This window comes from Candidatus Woesearchaeota archaeon, from assembly GCA_030651375.1.
In the GTDB taxonomy this organism is placed as follows: Archaea; Nanobdellota; Nanobdellia; order Woesearchaeales; family UBA12501; genus JAUSFM01.
In genome coordinates this window covers 1-19,906 of record JAUSFM010000003.1, presented here as the reverse complement: position 1 = coordinate 19,906, position 19,906 = coordinate 1, and the positions used below count along the sequence as shown (strand labels likewise).

General features: G+C 46.2%; 28 protein-coding genes. 10 read left to right on the top strand and 18 right to left on the bottom strand.

Translation table 11 applies throughout. From position 1 onward, the window contains the following. Window positions 1-130: 130 nt before the first annotated feature. The 5 genes from Q7R76_00170 to Q7R76_00150 are packed head-to-tail and all read right to left on the bottom strand — an operon-like array spanning window position 131 to window position 4,614. A complete protein-coding gene (locus Q7R76_00170) occupies window positions 131-862 on the bottom strand; it encodes a PAC2 family protein (GenBank protein ID MDO8641994.1) in 732 nt (243 codons plus the stop codon). Between the two features lie 8 nt (window positions 863-870). Continuing rightward, the gene (locus Q7R76_00165) at window positions 871-1,743 is read right to left on the bottom strand and encodes a hypothetical protein (protein MDO8641993.1); all 873 of its coding nucleotides are present in this window, start codon (window positions 1,741-1,743) and stop codon (window positions 871-873) included. 20 nt (window positions 1,744-1,763) lie between these two features. Next, window positions 1,764-2,873, bottom strand: a complete 1,110-nt coding sequence (locus Q7R76_00160; protein ID MDO8641992.1) for a hypothetical protein — start codon at window positions 2,871-2,873, stop codon at window positions 1,764-1,766. Between the two features lie 44 nt (window positions 2,874-2,917). Next, window positions 2,918-3,676 carry a hypothetical protein gene (locus Q7R76_00155; GenBank protein MDO8641991.1) on the bottom strand — a complete coding sequence of 253 codons (759 nt, stop codon included), beginning with the start codon at window positions 3,674-3,676 and terminating at the stop codon, window positions 2,918-2,920. Window positions 3,677-3,684: 8 nt separating this feature from the next. Next, on the bottom strand, window positions 3,685-4,614 hold the full coding sequence (locus Q7R76_00150) for a hypothetical protein (GenBank protein ID MDO8641990.1): 930 nt from the start codon (window positions 4,612-4,614) through the stop codon (window positions 3,685-3,687). Between the two features lie 153 nt (window positions 4,615-4,767). Between Q7R76_00150 and Q7R76_00145 the strand changes: the two genes are divergently transcribed. After that, the gene (locus Q7R76_00145; GenBank protein MDO8641989.1) at window positions 4,768-4,917 is read left to right on the top strand and encodes a hypothetical protein; all 150 of its coding nucleotides are present in this window, start codon (window positions 4,768-4,770) and stop codon (window positions 4,915-4,917) included. Between the two features lie 24 nt (window positions 4,918-4,941). Beyond that, window positions 4,942-5,181, top strand: a complete 240-nt coding sequence (locus Q7R76_00140) for a hypothetical protein (GenBank protein MDO8641988.1) — start codon at window positions 4,942-4,944, stop codon at window positions 5,179-5,181. A 9-nt stretch (window positions 5,182-5,190) separates the two neighbouring features. Here Q7R76_00140 and Q7R76_00135 read toward each other — a convergent pair whose 3' ends face one another. Beyond that, window positions 5,191-6,309 carry a DEAD/DEAH box helicase gene (locus Q7R76_00135; protein ID MDO8641987.1) on the bottom strand — a complete coding sequence of 373 codons (1,119 nt, stop codon included), beginning with the start codon at window positions 6,307-6,309 and terminating at the stop codon, window positions 5,191-5,193. 114 nt (window positions 6,310-6,423) lie between these two features. On the opposite strand from Q7R76_00135, the gene Q7R76_00130 reads away from it, so the two are divergent. Beyond that, entirely contained in the window at window positions 6,424-6,963 is a 540-nt protein-coding gene (locus Q7R76_00130; GenBank protein ID MDO8641986.1) for a DnaJ domain-containing protein, read from the top strand. 33 nt (window positions 6,964-6,996) lie between these two features. Here Q7R76_00130 and Q7R76_00125 read toward each other — a convergent pair whose 3' ends face one another. The 4 genes from Q7R76_00125 to Q7R76_00110 form a co-directional block, all read right to left on the bottom strand. Continuing rightward, window positions 6,997-7,260, bottom strand: coding sequence for a 50S ribosomal protein L35ae (locus Q7R76_00125; protein MDO8641985.1), 264 nt, complete (start codon window positions 7,258-7,260; stop codon window positions 6,997-6,999). 166 nt (window positions 7,261-7,426) lie between these two features. Further along, complete coding sequence (locus Q7R76_00120) at window positions 7,427-7,903, bottom strand: CBS domain-containing protein (GenBank protein ID MDO8641984.1); 477 nt, start codon at window positions 7,901-7,903, stop codon at window positions 7,427-7,429. Beyond that, window positions 7,903-8,259, bottom strand: a complete 357-nt coding sequence (locus tag Q7R76_00115; GenBank protein MDO8641983.1) for a hypothetical protein — start codon at window positions 8,257-8,259, stop codon at window positions 7,903-7,905. The genes Q7R76_00120 and Q7R76_00115 overlap by 1 nt, the downstream gene beginning before the upstream one ends. A gap of 142 nt (window positions 8,260-8,401) precedes the next feature. Continuing rightward, window positions 8,402-9,304 (bottom strand): helix-turn-helix domain-containing protein, encoded by a 903-nt coding sequence (locus Q7R76_00110; protein MDO8641982.1) that lies wholly within the window; start codon window positions 9,302-9,304, stop codon window positions 8,402-8,404. Window positions 9,305-9,464: 160 nt separating this feature from the next. On the opposite strand from Q7R76_00110, the gene Q7R76_00105 reads away from it, so the two are divergent. Both Q7R76_00105 and Q7R76_00100 read left to right on the top strand, forming a co-directional pair. Continuing rightward, window positions 9,465-9,671 carry a hypothetical protein gene (locus tag Q7R76_00105; GenBank protein ID MDO8641981.1) on the top strand — a complete coding sequence of 69 codons (207 nt, stop codon included), beginning with the start codon at window positions 9,465-9,467 and terminating at the stop codon, window positions 9,669-9,671. A gap of 157 nt (window positions 9,672-9,828) precedes the next feature. Continuing rightward, window positions 9,829-10,044 carry a hypothetical protein gene (locus Q7R76_00100; protein MDO8641980.1) on the top strand — a complete coding sequence of 72 codons (216 nt, stop codon included), beginning with the start codon at window positions 9,829-9,831 and terminating at the stop codon, window positions 10,042-10,044. 81 nt (window positions 10,045-10,125) lie between these two features. On the opposite strand, the gene Q7R76_00095 is transcribed toward Q7R76_00100, so the two are convergent. The 4 genes from Q7R76_00095 to Q7R76_00080 form a co-directional block, all read right to left on the bottom strand. Continuing rightward, complete coding sequence (locus tag Q7R76_00095) at window positions 10,126-10,290, bottom strand: hypothetical protein (protein ID MDO8641979.1); 165 nt, start codon at window positions 10,288-10,290, stop codon at window positions 10,126-10,128. 69 nt (window positions 10,291-10,359) lie between these two features. After that, window positions 10,360-12,231 (bottom strand): glutamine--fructose-6-phosphate transaminase (isomerizing), encoded by a 1,872-nt coding sequence (gene glmS, locus Q7R76_00090; GenBank protein MDO8641978.1) that lies wholly within the window; start codon window positions 12,229-12,231, stop codon window positions 10,360-10,362. A gap of 137 nt (window positions 12,232-12,368) precedes the next feature. After that, window positions 12,369-12,584 carry a hypothetical protein gene (locus Q7R76_00085; protein MDO8641977.1) on the bottom strand — a complete coding sequence of 72 codons (216 nt, stop codon included), beginning with the start codon at window positions 12,582-12,584 and terminating at the stop codon, window positions 12,369-12,371. Window positions 12,585-12,685: 101 nt separating this feature from the next. Then, window positions 12,686-14,206, bottom strand: coding sequence for a radical SAM protein (locus Q7R76_00080; protein ID MDO8641976.1), 1,521 nt, complete (start codon window positions 14,204-14,206; stop codon window positions 12,686-12,688). A 71-nt stretch (window positions 14,207-14,277) separates the two neighbouring features. Here Q7R76_00080 and Q7R76_00075 point away from each other — a divergent pair, with 71 nt between their 5' ends. After that, on the top strand, window positions 14,278-14,634 hold the full coding sequence (locus Q7R76_00075; GenBank protein MDO8641975.1) for a winged helix-turn-helix transcriptional regulator: 357 nt from the start codon (window positions 14,278-14,280) through the stop codon (window positions 14,632-14,634). A gap of 27 nt (window positions 14,635-14,661) precedes the next feature. Here Q7R76_00075 and Q7R76_00070 read toward each other — a convergent pair whose 3' ends face one another. Further along, window positions 14,662-15,795: a phosphonoacetaldehyde reductase gene (locus tag Q7R76_00070; protein MDO8641974.1), complete on the bottom strand. Its 1,134-nt coding sequence runs from the start codon at window positions 15,793-15,795 to the stop codon at window positions 14,662-14,664. Further along, window positions 15,792-16,601: a phosphocholine cytidylyltransferase family protein gene (locus tag Q7R76_00065; GenBank protein MDO8641973.1), complete on the bottom strand. Its 810-nt coding sequence runs from the start codon at window positions 16,599-16,601 to the stop codon at window positions 15,792-15,794. Before Q7R76_00065 ends, Q7R76_00070 begins: the two co-directional genes overlap by 4 nt. A gap of 174 nt (window positions 16,602-16,775) precedes the next feature. Between Q7R76_00065 and Q7R76_00060 the strand changes: the two genes are divergently transcribed. The 4 genes from Q7R76_00060 to Q7R76_00045 are packed head-to-tail and all read left to right on the top strand — an operon-like array spanning window position 16,776 to window position 18,302. After that, window positions 16,776-17,354 (top strand): 30S ribosomal protein S19e, encoded by a 579-nt coding sequence (locus tag Q7R76_00060; GenBank protein ID MDO8641972.1) that lies wholly within the window; start codon window positions 16,776-16,778, stop codon window positions 17,352-17,354. A gap of 1 nt (window position 17,355) precedes the next feature. Next, window positions 17,356-17,700 (top strand): DNA-binding protein, encoded by a 345-nt coding sequence (locus tag Q7R76_00055; protein ID MDO8641971.1) that lies wholly within the window; start codon window positions 17,356-17,358, stop codon window positions 17,698-17,700. Between the two features lies 1 nt (window position 17,701). Continuing rightward, window positions 17,702-17,875: a 50S ribosomal protein L39e gene (gene rpl39e, locus Q7R76_00050; protein ID MDO8641970.1), complete on the top strand. Its 174-nt coding sequence runs from the start codon at window positions 17,702-17,704 to the stop codon at window positions 17,873-17,875. A gap of 4 nt (window positions 17,876-17,879) precedes the next feature. Continuing rightward, window positions 17,880-18,302 carry a 50S ribosomal protein L31e gene (locus Q7R76_00045; GenBank protein MDO8641969.1) on the top strand — a complete coding sequence of 141 codons (423 nt, stop codon included), beginning with the start codon at window positions 17,880-17,882 and terminating at the stop codon, window positions 18,300-18,302. A 45-nt stretch (window positions 18,303-18,347) separates the two neighbouring features. Here Q7R76_00045 and Q7R76_00040 read toward each other — a convergent pair whose 3' ends face one another. Together Q7R76_00040 and Q7R76_00035 are read right to left on the bottom strand one after the other, a co-directional pair. Further along, entirely contained in the window at window positions 18,348-18,857 is a 510-nt protein-coding gene (locus tag Q7R76_00040) for a hypothetical protein (protein ID MDO8641968.1), read from the bottom strand. 48 nt (window positions 18,858-18,905) lie between these two features. After that, on the bottom strand, window positions 18,906-19,700 hold the full coding sequence (locus Q7R76_00035; protein MDO8641967.1) for a tyrosine-type recombinase/integrase: 795 nt from the start codon (window positions 19,698-19,700) through the stop codon (window positions 18,906-18,908). Between the last annotated feature and the right edge of the window lie 206 nt (window positions 19,701-19,906).

Sequence of the window (19,906 nt, the reverse complement as noted above, 5' to 3'; positions counted from 1 at the left end):
ACAAAACGCCACCCCTTTATAAAGCTTTTGGAGAGGGCGATGGTACAATTTAAATATCTTAATGGAGAGTTACGATAAAGAGAAGAACATAAAAAAAATAAGATAAAAAATAGCCTATTAATCTATCAATCTATCCAACATAATTCAAGCTCTTCTTCTGTTGCGTGTCCTTGGCCATTTTTGTTTGCTCAAGAAGCCCGCGAAGTTTCTCCTCGAATTTTTCTGCTTGGTCAAGCAGCGGCTTTGGGTCAAGTTTCAAGCCCAAGTAGCCATCGAGCACTTTGATTATTTCTGCAGCTGCCTTGCTGTCAGGCAGGCCGGTGTGGGTTTCAACAAAAATGCAGGATAGATTTTTTGCTTCTTTAATCAGCAGTGCGCCGGTGACGCCGATAATAATTCCTTCCTTGAGCAGTTGGGTTTTGCTTTTTTGGAATCTTGCGGCAGCGCCAGCGAGCGTGGTGTAGAAGAAACAGCGCGCATCCGGTTCGCCACCGGTGCCATCTGCCATGGGCGACGCAACGCCTTCAAGGCTTACAATTTCTTTTGCTTCGAGCTGTTTTGCCACTTCGAGAATTGCTTCGGTCAGCTTCCATTCAATGCCGGCAACGCTGGTGATGACGTGGAGAATGGCGAGGTTTGTTTTCTTGTCATAAAAAATGCCGACTGGATTCACGAGCTTGCCGTCGTGGATTGCCACCATGGTTGGAATGTCGGGAAATAAGACGGTGCCAATAAGTTCTGCTTTCAGCGTGTCAATGAGAAACTCGGTCGTAATGGTGCCAATGAGGCCGAAGCCGGGAAAGCCCTGCACGAGGATTACGCCTTTTGGCTTTTTTTTCAGTTCAATTGCAACATCGACCATATGACACCTCAGGATGCGAATTTATCAGCGAGTGTTTCGAATTCATTGTGCTCGAGACGAACCATGCGGCCAGTTTCCATGCCGTCGCGCACCATAACATCAATGCCGTTTTTTTTGACGCGATCAATGAGCGAACGCGCCTGATGGCGGTCAGCATCCGTGCGCAATTGTGTAGCTGGCTTTATTTGGGCGAGGACTTTTGGGAATCCTTGGTATGCTTTTGTTCTGCGCTCAAGGAACGACCGTGCGCGTTGGGTTATTCGCTCGCGAACTTCGTCGAGATGACGCAGTTCTTCTGCAGTGAAATATTTTGAGTATTGCGTTTCAAGCACTGCTTCAGTGTTTTCTACAAAACGAAGCAAAGCCGCTTGTCGGTCGGTTAATGGGCCGAGCAAGTCAGTTTGCAAAACGTCGCGGATAGTATGAAGGAATGAATCAAACTGAACATCAAGGTTAGCTTGGGGTGGTGTTTTTTCGAGCATGGTTCTCATTGAGTCAAGCATCTTGCCTATTTTGTCAAGATCTGCCCGTTCCTCTTCCTGCATACGGTAAATATCAGTCTCCGCTTTCATCGTGTCGCGCAAGCGTTGCAAGATTTCAGATTTTTCCTGCGCAGCGCGCATCATTGTTTCTTCTTCGCGCGCACGGATATCGGGGCGAATGGTGCCGGGAGTGTGGGAAATGGGGGAGATGGTATCTCCGCCTTGACCAAGATGTCGAAGCAGTTCACGTTGCTTGGTAAGACTAAGGAGAAGAGATGAGAATACTTCGGGAGACTGTCGAGTGCCACTGCGCCGGTGCTCGTCTACTTCTGTGATAAATAGTGCAATAACTTCGTCAAGTTCTTGTGCACTTTTTTGAACTGGAATTGGTGGTGCCATGAGTATCACGTTTTACTAATTTACCAAGGTGATGGATCGTTGTGTATTCGATGACGTTCAAATTCATGCAACAAATTTAGTGTTGCAGCAGTTGCATTTCCAAAATCAATACGGAGATTATCAAAACGTACGGATTCAGCGTTAGTAATCCGGCCGATATCAGGATGACGACTAATGTGTTGTAGATGGGTAATAATACGCCGAGCCTCACCATCAAGTGCTGCTTGCGCCGCATTGTATGGTCCCCAGTCGAGACCTGTCGTAACGGGCGCAGGATACGGTGGAGTGGGATAAGGAGGAATGCCTCCCGCAGCGTTTGCATTCAGCAAATCACGCATTGCAGGAACGCGCAGCGCAGTTTCGCGAATGTTGTTGTAGGCAGTAATAGCCGCTTCAAGGGCGTCAAGGCGCGCAGTGAAATTAGGCGGCACGGGTGTTGGCCCGGGATGTGCTGGTGTGGTTCCAAACGGCCAGGTTGGTGCTGTTGGAGCAGCTCCCGCTGGTCCCGCAAAAATCGCTTTGAAGATGTGATACAGTCCTGCAATAATACACACGCTCGTTGCAAACCCTGCAATGCCTTGAGTAATATTAAAGCTGGGAATGCCCGCAGTTTGCATTGCTGAAGTGAAGTGTGTCAGCAGTGCAGCAAGCAGGAAAAAGAGGACTGCCTTGATGATGTGGTTGAACCGATTGTCCTCGCCGAAAAACTTGTGCATGAGAAATAAGGTTCCTGCAATCGGCGCGATGTAGAGAATAAATGTTGCAAAAAAGGTGTACGATTCAATAATGCCGCGCAGCATACTTTCCGGCATGCCGAGTGTGGAGATTGCAGCGACAATAACGCCGAGCGTCACCGCAATGTTTTTGTTCTCTTTGAACAGCATGCGAAAAACTGCGTAAAACAAAGCGAACAGCAGAATCCAAATCAGGAATTTTGCCCAGAAGGCGAAGTTGGCGCTCTCGAGCATGTTTACGCCGAAGATGGGATAAAACAGCTGCATGACTGTATCGCCCACATTGCCAATGTCACCGGCGAAGGGCGCTGCTGAAACTGTTGGAAGGAAAGAAAAGAGGAATGAAAATAGGAACGTCAAATCTGCGAGTGCCCTTTTCAGTTGATGCTTCACCATCTTTTACCTGATTTGTGTGTTCCGGTCTTTTTAAAGTTTGTTTATTACGCTGCCTGTTTGTATTCTTCAATGTCAGCAGTTCCTTCTGCTGTTTTTTCATCTTCTTTTTCTTCAACAAGCCGTTCCTGCTCGTCGAGGTCGCGAAGCCACGCGAGGAGCCGTTCAATTTTAGTGTCGGTTTCAGTTTCCTTGGCAAGCAGCGGCATGAGTTCTTCACGCAGCCGCTTGATGCGGCCCTGCATGAGATACTGCGCCTGACCGAGCGCATTTAATTTCTGGAGTTGTGCGTGGATACGCGCCCAGGTCTGGAGATTTTCTGCCTGTCCCGATGGATTCAGCCGGCTGATTTGCCGCGGGTCAGTTTTGAGTGATTTGAGATCTTGTTCAAGCTGTTCAAGCACGGCGGCGTGGCTCTGCTCCTCGACAAGCTCCTCTTTTTCAGCGGCAACAACAAGAGCGAGCAGGTCTTGAATACGCTTATCGTCCTGCTCTTCACCACGCTCCGCTTTATACACGAGCACGCTCATGTTTGCTGATTTTGACGCAAGCTCTTTGACGCGCTCGTTGTGTGTCATCATGTTAACGGCGAGTTCTTTTTTTGCTGCACGTTGTGCAAGACGCCCTGCTTTTTTTCCGCGCTGTTCTTTTTCAAGATGCATCTGGATTATTTTATTGTCTTCGGATTGCTCCTGCTCAAGCGCGGCACGGTCTTTTGCCAACAGCTCGCGGACTTCTGCGAGGAGTGCAATTGCTTTGGATTTTAGGTCATCGCATTTGGCTAATAACTCTTGAACCGTCGGCATAGTATCACCTAAATATGAGACTGAATTTCTCGTTGCAGCTGTTGGAGATCTAAGACAATGCTCTCGATTTGCCGCTCGATAGCAGTGAGCCGTGTGGAGAGGCCGATTTCACCGGCAGCAAACCGCGCACTCACGGCTTCTTTTTCTTCTATTGCATGGTCATACTGCCTAATAATCTCGGCGAGCCGTTCCCCATCAGTGATTGTGCGTTCCGCCTGTTGCGTCAGGTCGCGCACGCCAGCTGCGCCGGGAATAATTGAGGGCATGTACGGTTGAGTGTAGCGGCCTTTTGCAGCACGCCACACATCAAAGATGTCAAATGCGAGAATGATAACCATGCCAACAAGGAATAGGCTGCTCCATTGGGTGATGGACTGCCATGATGAGATAATCGAGCTGAATGTGGTGTTAAGTGAGGCCATAAATTTGATGAGGAGAATAAGGATGAACACATCCAGCAGCACAAATCCGACGTGTGTCCACACGCTGCCGCCGTGCTGTTGTTTCATCTTGAAGCGGAATAACAGCAAGCCAAGTATCGGCCCGCCGAGAAGAATCAGCGTGGCGATGAGGCTGTAGTTGATGATGATGTCGCGAAGCAGCGTGCCGGGAATTCCCAGAACAGAAATCAGCGCGAGCACAAATCCGATGGTGCCGGCGATATTTCCCGGCAAAAACAGTCTGAAAACATAATAACAGATGGTAAACACGAGAATCCAAATCAGGAAACGCGCCCAGAAAGTTGATTTTGCAGCGGCATCTCCCTGCTCGCCGATAAGGGAAATTTGAATCTGGTCCATGAAGCCGAATACGGAGCTCACGGTTTCATAGAGCGTATCACTGATGGTTTTTTCCTGCGCAGCAGCTGACGAGGAAAAAAGAGGCAAAAAGAGGAGCACGAGAAGTGAAACCGCCATCAACCTCTTATTGAACACCATGCATCCGATAATGCGCTGTTTGATATTTAAATGTTGTTGTTCAAATGTTGTTTGATTATTGGTCCAGCGCAACACAAACTTTAAATAGATTACCGTACACGATTATCAAAACAAAAAATAAAAAAACAAATAAAAAACAAAAAAGGTGATTGCATGGCATTGTTACTGCAACTGTTTCATTCTCGAAAAGCGTTTGTCACTGACTGGGGCGACCTGTTTAAGGGCCTGATTGTTGGCTTTATTGCCGGCTCGGTGCTGTTCATTCTCGGCTGCAAGGGCGTCGTGAAGATTCCCTTTGTCTAAGAACTGTGAGAAGTGAGGAAAACCATGAATCCGCACCAGCTCCAAAATATGCTCAAGCCAAAGCCCACCGGACATAAGTTCTTGATGGGTTTGGTGTTCCTTGTTTTTGGCCTGTTTCTTATTGCCAAACTCGCAAACTACCCGCTCGTGGTTCTTAATTATATTCCTGAACGCGTGCTGTACTGGATTGCAGGTGTTGGCAGTGCGGTGGGCGGATTGTATATGATGTACAAGACGATTACGAGAAACAAGATTGTAGTATAATTCTTTATTTTACATTTTCTTTCTTTTAAATTCTGTATCAAGTTCTGCGACGCTCACGTCAAAATCAAATTCAATATCAGCAAACCGGTTGTCATCTTCGGGGCATATTAACGATAAACAATACCCGGGCTTATCCCGCCGACCAGTCCTTCCTATTCGATGGATGTAAAACTCCGCCCGTGTCGGAGCATCGTAATTGACAACCAGATCCACATTTTCAATTTGAAGCCCGCGAGCAGCAACATCAGTCGTTATGAGAATGTGGATTTTTCCATCCTTGAAAAGGTTGAGCGTGTTAAAACGCTCATCTTGCATGAGGTTGCTGCTTAATTCTTTGGCATGGAATTTGTGGGCTGATAAAAATCGAGTAAGTTCCGCAGTTCGGTCTTTCCTATTGCAAAAAACCATCACGCGACTAAATTTTTTATGGCGAAGAAAGCGCAGCAACACTTCTTTCTTTTCAGGGATAGTGCAAAACAGTTTTTCTTGAATAATTTTTTTGGGGACTAAGTCGCCTATTTTTAATACTTCATGGCCCGGCAGCGCTGTTTCAATAAATTGTTGCACTTTTTCAGTCATGGTAGCTGAAGAAAAAATCGTCTGAACATCTGAACTCACCCGTTTTTTTACATACACGCATTCGTCAAAAAAGCCGCGGTCAAACATCTGGTCGCTCTCATCATAAACAAGGTATTTGACGTCTCCCACTTTGATATTTTTTGCGTTTATATGCTGGATAAGCCGTCCCGGAGTGCCAACCATGATGTTGTTTCGTTTTTTTGTGGTCATGTGGTCTCCGGCTATTTCCCTGCCGCCGTAGAGCATGCCCACTTTGATTCCGAGAGGATCGCACACTTTAGTTATTTCTTTCCCAACTTGGATACAAAGTTCCCGCGTGGGAACGAGTACCAGCATTTGGATGCCGTGTTTTGGATTGATTTTTCCAAGAAAGCCGAGAAGATACGCGAGTGTTTTCCCGCTGCCGGTTCGTGAGGTGAATACGATATCTTTGCCGCGCAGTGCCAGAGGGATTATTGCATCTTGAACTTCTAATGATTCGGTGAAATGTAATCGGGACAACACTGCCAGTATTTCTTTTTTTAAGCCGAGGTTAGAAAAGTTTCCCATGCAATGATTAAGAGAGGAGGCACAATATAAAGATGCCTCTTTTTATAGATAGGTTTATAAACTACCGGTTTTCCTGAAGAGTATACAAAATTCTCCGGATTTTGTTTTGAAACAATGGCAACCACCAGCATAAAAGGGCACACATTCAACGCCGTGCTTGCACGAGATTCCTATGGCAGGCGGGCACAGCAGTACAAAAATAATATAATCGCCACACTCGGTAAAATTGAGGTAGCAGATGATGATATAATTATAGATATTGAGCCGGTTGCGATAAAAAATCTTCCTGCATCAGCGACTTGGTATGCTGACGGATATCGCATGTATTACAGCTATAAATCCGCTCAAAAATATGTTGATAATCTGTATGTGGTTTTCAAAGTCATAGAATTCGAAGTAGCCGACCTGCTCGCCGGAAAAAAGACGTTTGAGGAGTTTCTCTTAGATTTCACGGAAAAAGATGATGTTGAGCAAATGCGCAAAGAAGCGCGGGAGACGCTCGGTGTTGAGGAGCATTCTCTTGACATGGATGACATCGATAAGAAATACAAAAAATTGGCAAAGAAGTACCACCCGGATATGCCTGAAGGCGATGTTGAGATGTTCAAAAAAATAAATAATGCGCATAAGATTTTAAAGAGAGAATTACGCTGATTTAGTTGATTTTATTACTTGGATTAGGGGGCATTAACTTATCTGCACTTTTTTTCCAACTGCCTGTCCCGGCATACCAGACTCAAAGATGGCGCGGACAGCGCCAGAGTTGCCATGGGCTGAGCGAATGACACCGGTGATTTCTTTGTGCTCCTTGCCAGGTGACTTCCATGAGACTTTCTTGCCAACCAGCTTTTCTGCATCAGCGCGCTTAGTAATAGAAGGCACGACAATCACCATGTGGTTGCCCGAGGTGCGCTTTAGACTTCGCCGGAAATTGCTAATAACTGCGTCCATAAACCCTTCGATTAAGAGGGGATTTATATAGTTTTCTACTTCAGTGGTTCTGCCCAATATAATGCTACCTTTTTAGTGCTAGTTCTACCCAAAAAGTTCAAATAAATATTGACTGGTTTTGCCAGATAGATAGCCCATGCCTAAAAGATCATAGTGAATCTTGCCTTTAACTTGTAATAGATTTTATGAGCTCATCAAGTTTATCTTTGAGTGTCGTCCGTCGAATCTTACCGATATAAACATTTTTATCATTAACTACAATCAATATATTTTCCTGATTTGAATCAAAAATAGACAATACCTCTGTGATAGTGTTGTCTGATTTTATCAAGACAGGTTTCTTACAGTAGGTGGGTGTATGGATTTCAATATCAGGAAGGTTTTTATTAGTCTTTTTTAATTCTTCATTCACAAATTTTAATAGTTCTTTTAGTTCTAGGAGAGTAATAATACCTTTAACTGATTTAGTCTGACTATCTAATAAGACAAAGAAGAAGTCACGCGCATCTTTCAGATGGTTTAGCTTTTTTTCTAGCTTTTCAAGAATAGTAGTTAGTCTATCGTTAGTATAAAGTATATCTCCGAGTATATCATTCTCCATTATCATTTTTGTAGGTAAATTGGAGTAGTTTATGGGCGCCATCATTTTCGTTCCCTGAACCGATTCAACAAGTTCAATACGTTCTGATAATATTTAGGGTCTACTACTTTTTTTTCCTTGTTTTTATCCGTCACTTTCTGCACACGTTCTCGCAATTTCTTAATTTCCCCACTATTTTTGATTGCTTTGGCCTCCTCATCTTTATCATGGTCTAATCCATGCATTTTTTGCATATGTCCAACATCAGTGGCAAAATGTTTTTCTTCTACTGATTGGATGAAGAGCATCGTTATTTGGACTATGAATGCAAGTACGATAGCTGCTACTGCCCACCCCTTGAATGTGTTCAGGTAATTTACCCCAAGCGCAATTAAAACTGACATGAAGAGATTGATCATTCCTTTGACCTGAGTATAAAACTTTAAAGGCATACATCTTTTAATGCCTTTCTGTTTAAAAAGATATTCCCTCTTTTGGGTTGCTCAAAAGGTTCCCTACTTGCCCAAATAGCCGACTTGTTATAAACTGTTAAGACAAAGCCTACTTCAGTTTCAAATAGTCCTCAATCGGCACGGCGCGGGACTGCATAGTGGCAAACAGGTGTTCATAGAGGTTGACCACGTCACTGCTCCGGATGACCACACCGGATGTCTTGCCCTTGAAAATCAGCGAAAAGAGCACACGCTTGTCCGTGATGAAAATCTGCATAGGGTTGATTTCATCAACCACAAACGCCTTGAAATTAAAATGCTTGATTTTGTGTGCAAGCCCATCAAGAATCCGCTGGTGCATATCGCTGCCAAATTCCTCGCGGATGAACGAGAGATGCGTGTCAAACGCTTCCTTGCAGACGATTTCAGTATATGGCCGGCGCTTGCGGTGGAATTCGGTGATGGTATTGAACATGATTGCCGCAATTTCAGGCGTGTGGTAGGCAAGTGTTTGCCGACGCCTGCCGATTGCCTCGCGAATCGCCAGAAAATCCTTCTTGTCGTGCGAATACAGCGAAAAAGGAAACGAGGTCTGGCGCGCCATGGCCTTGAAATATTTGCCCTCGTTGAGCATCTGCAGCATTGAATAGCTAAACCGCTCACTACTTTCAATCACCTCAAGGTGATGCAGACGGTCTTTCTGCTCGAGCAGGTTCATGATTTCAGACTGGTTACGAACTGCGGTGTCAAACTGGCGCTGCATGAACAGCAGAATTTTTTCCTGCGGCGGCTGTACCGAGTACTGAAACGGCTTTCGCCCGCTTTTGTCGACCAGTCCGTTATCGAGCAGTTCGTTGAGAAAGCCGTACAACCGACCGAGAGGAATCTGCGTCTGCTTGCTGATGGCATCGGCAGATCGGTCGGAGTGCTGCAGGCACCCAAGAATGTCAAGATGCTGGCTCTTGAGGCCGTAGCGGTTTTTCAGTTCCCCGAACACTGCGTCAAATGACATCAAGAAGAACAGGCTGAGATGCTACATAAATAGTGAGGATATAAAGTATATACCAACCGGTGGTTGTTTCACCACGAAAAAACAGTTGTTTGATGGAAATATTTATATATTTCAGCGTCTCATCTAATCTTCTCGCGAATGTGTCCGCCCCAGGTGCTCAATGATTGTGCAAACAACCGTGCTGAAAAATATGATGAGTGTGACTGAAGAACAGAAACGAGAGCAGAGAGAACATCAAACGCAGACGTTTTCTTTATTGGCGAAGATTTCAAGCAGAAAAATACCAACCAGAAGTTTTCTCAACAAGCAAATCCGGAACCACACCATTGATTTTCGGAAAGCATATCGCCTGTATTCTGCAGCGTGAATAGGAGGGAGTATATTTTGGAGTGTATAGTCGAGTATATTGTTTTTTGTTTCTTACCCTAGTAGGGAATAAGTTATACTGGTTAGGTTGAATTGTTTTGTCCCGTACCCTTTTTTTACACAGAAAGTTTATATAGTTTTCAATATTTTAGTGCACAATGACGTATGTACCTCAACAAGATGCACCAGAATCTTTTTGTGAAGGACTGGAGCGTGAAGTTCAACGATTAGGTGAGAGGATAGGTAATAATATTGATCAAGCGGTAGAAAGAACGGCGTGGGAAGCGATTGACGGAGCTGGAGATTATGTTAGGTCTATCTTTGAAAGCTTTGAGAATTATCTTGAGGGAAGAAACGATTTTGATGATGATTAGTTTTCTGGTTGGTGAATAGTTTTTTAAAACAAGAGAAAAAAACACCACATAAAAAAAAGTAAGAATTAAAAAAATTGATTCTTATTTCTTGCGCTTTTTTGGTAGGGGAGAATCGCCGCCAAAAATGTCTGCTGGCCCTTTACCCATAAGTCCCTTGCGCTTACCAAACGTCACGCGGCCCTTGTCGCTGACCACGGTTTTCTGCGTCTTGCGCAGCACTTGACTCACACTTGTTTTTTTTGCCATTATAACACCTCAGTTTGGAATATAATTTGCTAAGTTATCCGGAGGCATCATATTATATAAAGTTTGTGATTATTCAACCGTCACGCTTTTGGCCAGATTCCTCGGCTTGTCAATGTCACAGTGGCGGAAGTCAGCGATGTAGTAGGCAAACAGCTGTGCCACCACCACCGCGAGAATTGGATAGAGAATTTCATCAACTACCGGAACATACAAGACGTCGTCGCAGTGTTTTTTAATGTCCTCATCGCCGGCTGTCGCAATCGCAATGACCTTACCGTTCCGTGCCTTGATTTCCTGAATGTTGCTCATCATTTTTGGGTACATGGAATCCAAGGGAACAATGGCAACCGTCGGCACCTCGTCAGTCACCAGCGCGATGGGGCCATGCTTCATCTCCCCAGACGGATACCCCTCGGCGTGAATGTACGAAATTTCTTTCAGCTTCAGCGCCCCTTCAAGCGCAACAGGATAATTCACGTTTCTGCCGATGTAAATAAAATTATAGACGTGGTAATACTTCTGCGCAACCGCACGAATATCGTCTTTGCGGTCGAGAATGTTTCGAAGAATCATGCCGGGAATTTTTTCAAGGTCAATTTTTTTTCCGGATAGTTTTTCAGCAATCTTGTAAAATACAATCATCTGGGACATAAACGCTTTGGTGGAGGCAACTGAAATTTCAGGGCCGGCGCGCGTGTATATCACTGAGTCTGCTTCACGCGCAATCGTGCTGTTCACGACGTTAATAATGCCGAGTGTTTTCGCGCCTTTTTCCTTGGCAATGCGAAGCGCTGCAAGTGTATCTGCTGTTTCGCCGGACTGTGAGACCGCAATCACGAGATCGTCCGGCCCCAGAATGGGGTCTTTGTACCGGAATTCAGAGGCGACATCGAACTCCACCGGCACGCGCGACAGTTTTTCAATGACATATTTTCCAATTAGGCTTGCGTACCCAGCGCTTCCGCAGGCGACAACAAATAATTTTTTGAAGGAGGAAAAATTGACCGGTGGATTTTCTTCGGTGAAATAGGTATCAAGATTAATGCGCATGGTTTCCTTGGCCACGGCCGGCTGCTCGTGAATTTCTTTCAGCATGAAATGATTGAAGCCCTGCTTTTGAGATTGCTCAAGGTCCCAGTCAACTGGCACGAGCTCTTTTTGTATTCGTTGGCCATCCTTCCCGTACACTTCAAACCCATTTTGCCGGATGACGCCGAGCTCAAGATCTTCAAGATAGACGACATTCCGTGTGTGCTCAACAACCGCAGAAACATCTGACGCAACAAAATGCTCGCCCGTGCCCACGCCAATAATGAGCGGGCTGCCATGGCGCGCCGCCACAATCTCACCAGTATTCTGGTGGATAACCGCAAGCGCGTAGGTGCCATGCAATTCTTTGAGCGCATGCTGGACAGCCGTCCGGAGATTGCCACATTCGTTGTAATATTCCTCAATAAGGTGCGCAACAACTTCGCTGTCGGTCTGCGAAGAAAAACGATGGCTGCTCAACCGATTTTTTATTTCAAAAAAATTTTCAATGATGCCGTTATGCACCAGTGAAATTTTGCCTGAACAGTCGGTGTGGGGATGCGCATTTTCATCGCTCGGCTGGCCATGGGTTGCCCAGCGGGTGTGGCCGATGCCAACGGCAACACCTCCAGCGGTTTTTAAAACACCTTTGAAGGGATAGCGAGCAAGATGCTGTTTCAGATTTTCAACCCTACCGGCAACTTTTTTTATTTCAATGCATGAAACCCTGCGTGCCAGCGTTGACGTGAGGCCTGATGCGCCAAGCGACGCAGGCAATGCAACCGCCGGAGGCAGCTGGCTGATTATAGCAAGGCCTGCTGAATCATAGCCGCGGTACTCAAGCCGCTCGAGCCCCGCGACCAAGGTGTCCACGGGATTCTTCATTCCGACATAACCGATAATTCCACACATGGTTCATCGACCAACAACCGGGTGCCTTTTATAGTTTTGGGTTGTTTTTTAATGGGAGTGCGAGAGCGTTAAGATAACAGTACAATGAAAAGGAAGAAAAAAAAGAAATGAATAAAAAGACAGAAAAAAATAAAAGTTTATCCGAGAATCTCAACCAGTTTGAGCGTCTGCTGTTGGTCGCTCTTGCCGCTGCCGCCAACTTTTTCTACACGGCCTCTGAATGGTTTGTTTTTATCCATACCGCTCAGGCGCTGCTTCAGGGAAGCATCAACGCTGACTTTGGCAGTTGTCCAGCCTTTGGATTCTACCTTTACACCATTTCCTTTTCGTACTAATGAAACAACTTCACCCATCACACACCTCCTTTAAGTGTTGTTTAAATAGGTTTATTATACTAAAGGCAATTGCTGTTTATATTGTTTGTGGTTTTTTAACGAGAGTGTTTAAGAAGAGGCTACGCGATTTGCGCAGCTCCTTGATAAGGGAAATCGACAGGTTGGAGGGATGTTGATTTTGCGAGCAGGCGCTCGTGAATTTCTTGCAACACTCCGGGTCGAAGCACGCCCTGGCGTTCAGCAAGCACTGTCCACGCAGGGCAGAATGGATCCTCGCGATGCTCGCTGTAGTTATGGGGATTGGTATTTTGGACAATGAGTCCAGTTTCCGGATCAATTTTTGAATACGCCGAACGTGTCGCACAACCGCCTCTGCACAGGTCATTTGCATTCAAGTCACACACATCCGGATTGCATACATACGTTCCATAGCCATGCGCAAATTCATCACGGTACTGCCGCAGGCGCTCACTCGCCACTAAATCTTTCAGCGAAAAGCCGGGCGTCGTGACATTGCCAAAGGTGTATCGATCAGTCTCGTCGGGGCCAGGCGATTCAGAGCACGCAGTAACATTTCCGTCTGCGCGCACGTGCAGTCCGGAAAGATTCCGGTTGCACGTTTTGTCGTACGTGAAAGCAGACCAGGGTTTCCACACAATCCCATACCGGTCTGCATCAACGCGGGCAATCAAATCGAGAAGAACTTTTACATGCGGAGAATGAATGCCGCCTTCCTGATCCTCATTGACAGCGTTGCCGCAGTAATGCACTGGCACAATAGAATGGTCAAAGCCGTGATCCATCACCCATGAGTGCAAGTCAACCATGCCATCGAATGTGGTGTGGTCAAGAACTGAATTGACAACGAGGCGAAGCGCTGGATCTTTCCCATAGCCAGCATCAATAAGATGTTGGTAGCCGCGCGTCATTTTGTCAAACGCACCGACCTGATTCACTTTGTAGTCCTGCAGTTCAGCAATGAGCGTGTCGCCTTTCGTGCATAAGCCAACTTTGTAATCAGCAAACCGGCGCGCGATTTCAGGAGTTATCAGCGCTACATCGTCGAATGTGAGAATTTTTACTTCTCTTCCTGCGGCAGCAGCAGTGCGGCGAATCATGTCAACCACCCTGAAAAAATGATCGCCGCGGCCCTGCTGTCTCCCCAGTGCCGGATCATGATACATCAGCGGCTCGCCGCCGGTAAGTATAAACAGGGACGTTCCAATAGCAACTGCATCAGCAGTCAGTTTTTCAAGAATACCGTAAGGAATAATGTCTTTTTGGAGCGGGCTGGAACTCGCAAAACACCAGGTGCATTCAAAGTTACAGCCGCGCGTAAGCATATAATCAAGGGATGTAAGCATGTGGCCTGCTCTAATTTCTTCTCGCAATTTATCCGGTGAAATGCCGCCCATGCCTGGATGAAGATCAACGACAGCCCCGCGCCGTTTGAGAATCGCGTTGATTTCGTCAGGAGTAAGATTATACACTTTATCACCGCCCTGCGGCGGCGAGAGAGTACCGGTAAAAAGCGGCTCATCTCGTCGAAAGAGGTCAGGATTAAGAAGACGCTCTAGTGTCGGCGTCATGGGCACTTTTATTTTAACAGGAGTACACGGAGCACATGATTCATCAGCCATGGAAAACACCTCGAAATATACGGGGGAAAAAGTAATATTTAAAAGAAGCGTATCAATTAGGATACCTGAAAATGGCAAACTGTGCGCTTTTGGAAATACAGCACGTCCTGGGGAAAAAATGGACAATTCTGATTCTTCAGGAATTGTACCACAACGAAAAACGGAATTTCAACCAGCTGAGCGGAAGGCTAAAGCATGCCACGAACCGTGTGCTATCGATGCGGCTGCAGGAACTTGAAACTGATGGCCTTATTCAGAAAAAAATAATCCGGGAAATTCCCCGTGCAGTTGAATACCAACTCACAGAAAAGGGAACGGGTGTCATGCAGATTTTTGACGGCATGAAAAAATGGGGCACCGAAGGAAAGCTGGTGCCGCGAATGTGCAGCAAGACAAATTGTATGGAATGTGAACGGTCGTGCTGTTGATTGTTGATGAGCGTATTTAGATTGGGTCTATTGTATCTTCTGTAAAATAGTGTTCAATGCACCAGCCGTCAACAGCCGTGGATTATTTTTCACGCGCTCCAGATCAACGCTCGCCACAATGCGTGGATGCTCTGTTTCAGCCACGCCGAGGTCGCGAAGCTGGACAGCGAGGCCGATATGTTTCATCAACACAGTTATTTTTTCTGCGGCAGATTCAACTGATGAAGCTCCGAGAAGTGTAACCAATTCACGCATTGTTTTTTTTGCTTGCGCCGAACCGCGCTCGTCATTCACGTCAGCATCGGTCACGCCGCTGTTGAAAACAAGAAGCGATGGAAGCGTCAATGCGACTGCGTGGCCGTGCGGCACACCATGATAGGTGGTGAAATAATATGAAATCGCGTGCGGCGCGGTTGTTTTGGTGATGGCGATTGCTTTTCCGGCAAGATGTGATGCTTTTGCCATTGCTTCCCGTGCGGCAAGCGTTGGCGCGGTGACAGCGTCAGAAAGATGCGCAAGCGCAAGCGGAATTGCCTCGCGGGCGTACTGCTTTGATTCCTCGGTTGAGTTGATGCTCCAAAATGATTCAATCGCTTGAGACAATGCGTCCATGCCAGTATATGCGGTCTGATGCGGTGAAAGGCTCATCGTGAGCTTGGGGTCAACAATCGCGTAGTCTGGAAGAACGCACGGATGGCTTAAGGAGTATTTTATTTTGTTCATGTACACCACGGCAAACGGCGTTGCTTCGGAACCAGAGCCGGATGTTGTGGGAATGGCGAGAAAAGTAACCGCGCGGTGGGTTATTTCGTTTTTTCCAGCAAGATATATTTCCGGCGCATCATGGTGGCATGCAAGCACGGCAACTGCTTTCGCAATGTCTATAGATGTGCCGCCGCCCACGGCAATGACAAAGTCGCAGGCATACTGTTTGAAGAGGGCAATGCCTTTTCGCACATCCTCAATTTTTGGATTGACGTCAAAATCAGAAAAACGGGTGACGTGATATTTTTTAAGAAGCGGGTCAAGCACTGCTGCTGCGCCGGATGATTCATAGGATTTTTTTCCGTGCACGAGAAAAATATGGCTTGGTTTTTCTTTTTCAAGAATAGTTTGTACGCGCGAAATGCTTCCTGCACCGAAAAAAAAAGTCTGGCTCATTTTGTGGCAAGACGCTGCGCTGGTTCTTCAGGCAACTGGCCGCCAACGCGGAGAAAGTCTTGCACCGTGTCAAATTCTTTCCAGCCCTTCTGGATGAGCGTGCAATGAATTTTTTGGCCGTGGTTCACGAGGTCTTGAAGGATGTCGGTGATGTATGCCTTGCGCCACTCTTTCGCGTTTTGGTAGGGGTTTGTTTTGACAATGGTGCTGTTGAGCTTCTCGAACTGCTCGATAAATGTTTTTGCGCCCTTCGGGGAAAATTTCCAGAGACCAATAAATTCTCCCTGCTGGTGGTGCGGAACGCTGTCCGTGATAACATCCTTGCCGATTTTTATGACGTGCAGGTTGTCGTTGAACACGACGTTTTCTGCTTCAGTAATGGGATGGTCGGTTCTTCCATTGTAGTATTCATGCCACTCGGTGTCAACCACGATTGAAACCGGCTCGCGTGATGGCAACAGTTTTTTTACAATCTCATCTTTGAACAAAATGTCTGAATAGGTCACGATGATGTCTTCATTATTTTCAATGGCCTCTTTCAGTTTTTGTTTTGCGCACATCAGCGAATGCAGAATGTTGTTGTTTTCAAAGTCCGGATTTTCGAAATACGAGAGGCCGGGAAAATTAATTTTATCTTTCTGGTAGCCGCGGATGACTGAAATGTCGGCCACGCCATTTGCCTTGAAAATATCAAGGGCGTGCTGAATCAAGGGCTTGCCTTTTATCTTGAGCATGCATTTCGGAAGATTTGTGGTAATAGGCATGAGACGCTTGCTCATGCCCGCGGCGATGATGATTGCTTTCATGGCGATTCAAAAAATGAAACTTATTTATAAATTTGACGACGAACAAAGCCGCTGGAACAGAAACCTTTATAAACAACCGCCTTGTTTCTCATCATATCCTTTTGGGATGTCCGCATCCCCCATCGAACCGCAAGGTTCACCTCATCAAAATCAAAAAAACAAAAAGCGATACCTATGAGCTTACTGTACGACGTTGACGCGACAACCCTCATCTACAAAACCGCTGACGAGCTGAAGAAGATTCAGTCGATAAAGCCACCGGTGTGGGCAACATTCTGTAAAACAGGCATGAGCAAGGAACGCCCACCAACGCAAACCGATTGGTGGTATCTTCGCGCCGCATCGATTCTCCGAACTGCTGCAATGCATGGCCCGATTGGCGTTTCAAAACTCCGCACGCGATACGGCGGCAGAAAAAACAGAGGCCACAAGCCTGACCGATTCTACCGCGGCGCCGGCAACCTTATCCGAAAGATGTTCCAGCAGCTCGAAAAAGCAGACCTCTTGAAGCAGACGCCGAAAGACGCGGAACACAAGGGGCGCATTGTCTCACCAAAAGGACATTCACTTCTTGACAAGGTAGCACTCACTCTTATCAAAGCCTCACCGCGGCTAAAACCTCGGCCTGCACCCGCAGCACCAACCGAATCAGGTGTTGACGCAAAGCCCGGAGAAAAAACAGAGAAGATGGAAAAGGAAAAATCAGAAAAGCCGGCTGAGGAAAAAAAGAAAAAAATAAGCATCCAAGCATAACATGGATGAGCTTGAAATACTTCGGGCACAAAAACGTGCAGCACTCAATGCAGCGCACCAAGCGCCGCAGGAGTATGGCAATAGCCCGTATGAAAAACAAGCCGAGCTGCAACAACAGATCGAAATGCTCGAGGCAGTGGTCAAGCAGTATTTGGCTGCAGATGCTATTGCGCGGCTGGGCACACTGAAACTTGCCCATCCGGAAAAAGCGCTGCAGGCGATGGTCGTACTCGGCCAGTTTATCAAAGCCGGCAAGATACGCGCGCCGTTGAGTGACGAACAATTCAAGGACATCATAAGGATGATGACACCTGATAAAAAGGAAACAACAATCAAACGAGTTTAACATGGCACGATTCAAACATCCCAGCAGAAAAAGACGGCTTGCCAAGTATGGCCGCCAGACACGTTGGGCACCATTCTGGACCGTCCTTAAAATTTACGGACCGGGACGAAAAGTGCATCCGGGACGACACACCGTCGTCAAAAGAAATTGGCGCCGCAAAAAACTGAAGGCATAAAACAATGGCAAAACTCGAACGAACGTATATTGTACCGCTCCGCAAGGAATTCATGAAAGTGCCTGCGCACAAGCGCGCGAAAAGGGCAGTTCGGGCACTGCGCGCATTCCTCGTTCGCCACATGAAGTCAGAGAATGTCAAACTCGGCAATTTTGTCAATATGCAAATCTGGGCGCGCAGCATGAAAAATCCGCCGCGATTTGTCAAGGTTACTGCAATCAAAGATGAAGACGGTTCGGTAACTGCGGAACTCTTTGGAAAGCACTATCTTGATGTCAACGCTGAGATAGAAAAACAGAAAAAGACCACCGAGGAAAAGAAAGAGAAGAAAGCAGACGATAAGAAAGAAGAAAAGAAGGCAAACGAGAAAAAAGAAACAGAAAGTAAGACAGAAGCGCCGAAGAAAGCAGCACAGAAGAAGGAATAGTTAGAGAAGGTTTGCTAATTTCTTAAATCTCAAAATGAAGAAAAATCACTGCGGATAGACAGTAGATTTAGTATACGGAAGTTGAATGGGTTCATGTCCGAACGATATTTTTTTCGTCACTACTTTACCATCAGTGAGAGTAGATGTTTCCGTCACGAAAAAGCCAAGGTAGGTAAACAGAATCCTGTCCGGTTCTTGAGTAACCTTGAAGAACCCTACCGCAGGAACATTAATTCCACCGTGTTTGTGCGCAATCACGGGAACGCCATCCCCTGTTCTCCACTGAGCCCGACCTTTTGCTTGAGCAGAAATCTGTCGAAGGTAATCCGAAGTAAATCCATACTCGCAACGTGTTTCAGGACTATACGAAATCGCGTCCTGCAATTCCCCATCTTTGTGTAAAACATGAATAGTGAGATCGTCTTGGTTAACAACGAGTTCCAGCTGTTGGGTAGTGAGTTTCTCCCCCTGCGAAGGGGCATTATCAAATGCGATTTCATCTAAAAAGTAATCGAGCAAAGACGAAAGGTCTCTTGAGCTAGGCAACGCTACCATTACCGGAAGAAAGAGCAGGTATTATTTATAGGTTATGGTAATTTAGGATCAGAGAAGGTTCGCTAATTTCTTGATATCTTTATTCGCCACGTGCGTATAGATTTGTGTTGTTTGCAAGTTCTTATGACCCAGCAGCTGCTGGATGTAACGAATGTCCGCACCCCCTTCAAGAAGGTGAGTGGCAAAGCTGTGCCGAAGCATGTGCGGATGAACCTCTTTTCTGATGCCTGCTTTGCGTGCGACGTGTCTTACAATAAGCTGTACTGTTCGTTTGCTGTACTTGTTGCCACGCTCTGAAATGAGGATTTGTTTGTTCAGGTCGTTTTCTTCGTTAAACCGTTTCAATAAACCCGCCACTTTTTCGTGCAGGAAAACAACCCGTTCGTGCTCCCCCTTTGCTATCTTGACATGAATGAGACCGCGCTCAAAATCAATGTCTTTCCATCGCAGGTTGATGACTTCTGACAGGCGCAAACCGGCGTAGTACAGCAACGCAAGAACAAGTTTATGCTTCTGATTTTTGACTGCTTCACACATCTTCATAACTTCTTCCCTGCTTAACACTTCAGGGAGCCGGATATTCTTCTTGGCCAGCGGGATGGCTTCGCTGAATTTTTTGTTTAATACCGCTTCATAGAAAAATCTGAGCGCGAAATACGTGCCCCGCATGGTTGCCCTGCTTTTATCGGTGATTTCCAGCAAGAACTGCCGCGGTTCTTTCCCTGATTCAAGAAAATGAGTAATCACACCAAGGTATGCCTTCGCGGTCTCTGGCGAGTATTTGCGGAGCTTACATTCCTCCTTAAGCTTTTGAATCTGTGCATCCTGATCGCCGTTGAGCATGAATCTCTTTGATGGCTGCAACCATATAAATATTTCGCTTTTTGTTTGAAAATGGCATAATTAAGCGCGAATATAGCGCTTAATAGGTGTTAGCCAAAATTTTCTTACTGCCTTTTAGGTTCACTTCGTTCCCGAAAATCATAAAAGATAGGTGCCTTCGTTAAATCGAGAAAACGAAAACTCAAACAATCACTTCGTGACTATTT

Excerpts from the sequence above, each read along its gene's own strand:
- Q7R76_00125 (MDO8641985.1), bottom strand. The coding sequence starts at position 7,260 with ATGGACGCAGTTATTAGCAATTTCCGGCGAAGTCTAAAGCGCACCTCG.
- Q7R76_00080 (MDO8641976.1), bottom strand. The coding sequence starts at position 14,206 with ATGGCTGATGAATCATGTGCTCCGTGTACTCCTGTTAAAATAAAAGTG.
- Q7R76_00170 (MDO8641994.1), bottom strand. The coding sequence starts at position 862 with ATGGTCGATGTTGCAATTGAACTGAAAAAAAAGCCAAAAGGCGTAATC.
- Q7R76_00155 (MDO8641991.1), bottom strand. The coding sequence starts at position 3,676 with ATGCCGACGGTTCAAGAGTTATTAGCCAAATGCGATGACCTAAAATCC.
- Q7R76_00065 (MDO8641973.1), bottom strand. The coding sequence starts at position 16,601 with ATGAAAGCAATCATCATCGCCGCGGGCATGAGCAAGCGTCTCATGCCT.
- Q7R76_00120 (MDO8641984.1), bottom strand. The coding sequence starts at position 7,903 with ATGGCGCCCATAAACTACTCCAATTTACCTACAAAAATGATAATGGAG.
- Q7R76_00055 (MDO8641971.1), top strand. The coding sequence starts at position 17,356 with ATGGATGAGCTTGAAATACTTCGGGCACAAAAACGTGCAGCACTCAAT.
- Q7R76_00140 (MDO8641988.1), top strand. The coding sequence starts at position 4,942 with ATGAATCCGCACCAGCTCCAAAATATGCTCAAGCCAAAGCCCACCGGA.
- Q7R76_00070 (MDO8641974.1), bottom strand. The coding sequence starts at position 15,795 with ATGAGCCAGACTTTTTTTTTCGGTGCAGGAAGCATTTCGCGCGTACAA.
- glmS (MDO8641978.1), bottom strand. The coding sequence starts at position 12,231 with ATGTGTGGAATTATCGGTTATGTCGGAATGAAGAATCCCGTGGACACC.
- Q7R76_00060 (MDO8641972.1), top strand. The coding sequence starts at position 16,776 with ATGAGCTTACTGTACGACGTTGACGCGACAACCCTCATCTACAAAACC.
- Q7R76_00150 (MDO8641990.1), bottom strand. The coding sequence starts at position 4,614 with ATGGTGTTCAATAAGAGGTTGATGGCGGTTTCACTTCTCGTGCTCCTC.
- Q7R76_00105 (MDO8641981.1), top strand. The coding sequence starts at position 9,465 with ATGATTGTGCAAACAACCGTGCTGAAAAATATGATGAGTGTGACTGAA.
- Q7R76_00040 (MDO8641968.1), bottom strand. The coding sequence starts at position 18,857 with ATGGTAGCGTTGCCTAGCTCAAGAGACCTTTCGTCTTTGCTCGATTAC.
- Q7R76_00135 (MDO8641987.1), bottom strand. The coding sequence starts at position 6,309 with ATGGGAAACTTTTCTAACCTCGGCTTAAAAAAAGAAATACTGGCAGTG.
- Q7R76_00045 (MDO8641969.1), top strand. The coding sequence starts at position 17,880 with ATGGCAAAACTCGAACGAACGTATATTGTACCGCTCCGCAAGGAATTC.
- Q7R76_00085 (MDO8641977.1), bottom strand. The coding sequence starts at position 12,584 with ATGGGTGAAGTTGTTTCATTAGTACGAAAAGGAAATGGTGTAAAGGTA.
- Q7R76_00165 (MDO8641993.1), bottom strand. The coding sequence starts at position 1,743 with ATGGCACCACCAATTCCAGTTCAAAAAAGTGCACAAGAACTTGACGAA.
- rpl39e (MDO8641970.1), top strand. The coding sequence starts at position 17,702 with ATGGCACGATTCAAACATCCCAGCAGAAAAAGACGGCTTGCCAAGTAT.
- Q7R76_00100 (MDO8641980.1), top strand. The coding sequence starts at position 9,829 with ATGACGTATGTACCTCAACAAGATGCACCAGAATCTTTTTGTGAAGGA.
- Q7R76_00160 (MDO8641992.1), bottom strand. The coding sequence starts at position 2,873 with ATGGTGAAGCATCAACTGAAAAGGGCACTCGCAGATTTGACGTTCCTA.
- Q7R76_00110 (MDO8641982.1), bottom strand. The coding sequence starts at position 9,304 with ATGTCATTTGACGCAGTGTTCGGGGAACTGAAAAACCGCTACGGCCTC.
- Q7R76_00075 (MDO8641975.1), top strand. The coding sequence starts at position 14,278 with ATGGCAAACTGTGCGCTTTTGGAAATACAGCACGTCCTGGGGAAAAAA.
- Q7R76_00095 (MDO8641979.1), bottom strand. The coding sequence starts at position 10,290 with ATGGCAAAAAAAACAAGTGTGAGTCAAGTGCTGCGCAAGACGCAGAAA.
- Q7R76_00035 (MDO8641967.1), bottom strand. The coding sequence starts at position 19,700 with ATGCTCAACGGCGATCAGGATGCACAGATTCAAAAGCTTAAGGAGGAA.
- Q7R76_00145 (MDO8641989.1), top strand. The coding sequence starts at position 4,768 with ATGGCATTGTTACTGCAACTGTTTCATTCTCGAAAAGCGTTTGTCACT.
- Q7R76_00130 (MDO8641986.1), top strand. The coding sequence starts at position 6,424 with ATGGCAACCACCAGCATAAAAGGGCACACATTCAACGCCGTGCTTGCA.
- Q7R76_00115 (MDO8641983.1), bottom strand. The coding sequence starts at position 8,259 with ATGATCAATCTCTTCATGTCAGTTTTAATTGCGCTTGGGGTAAATTAC.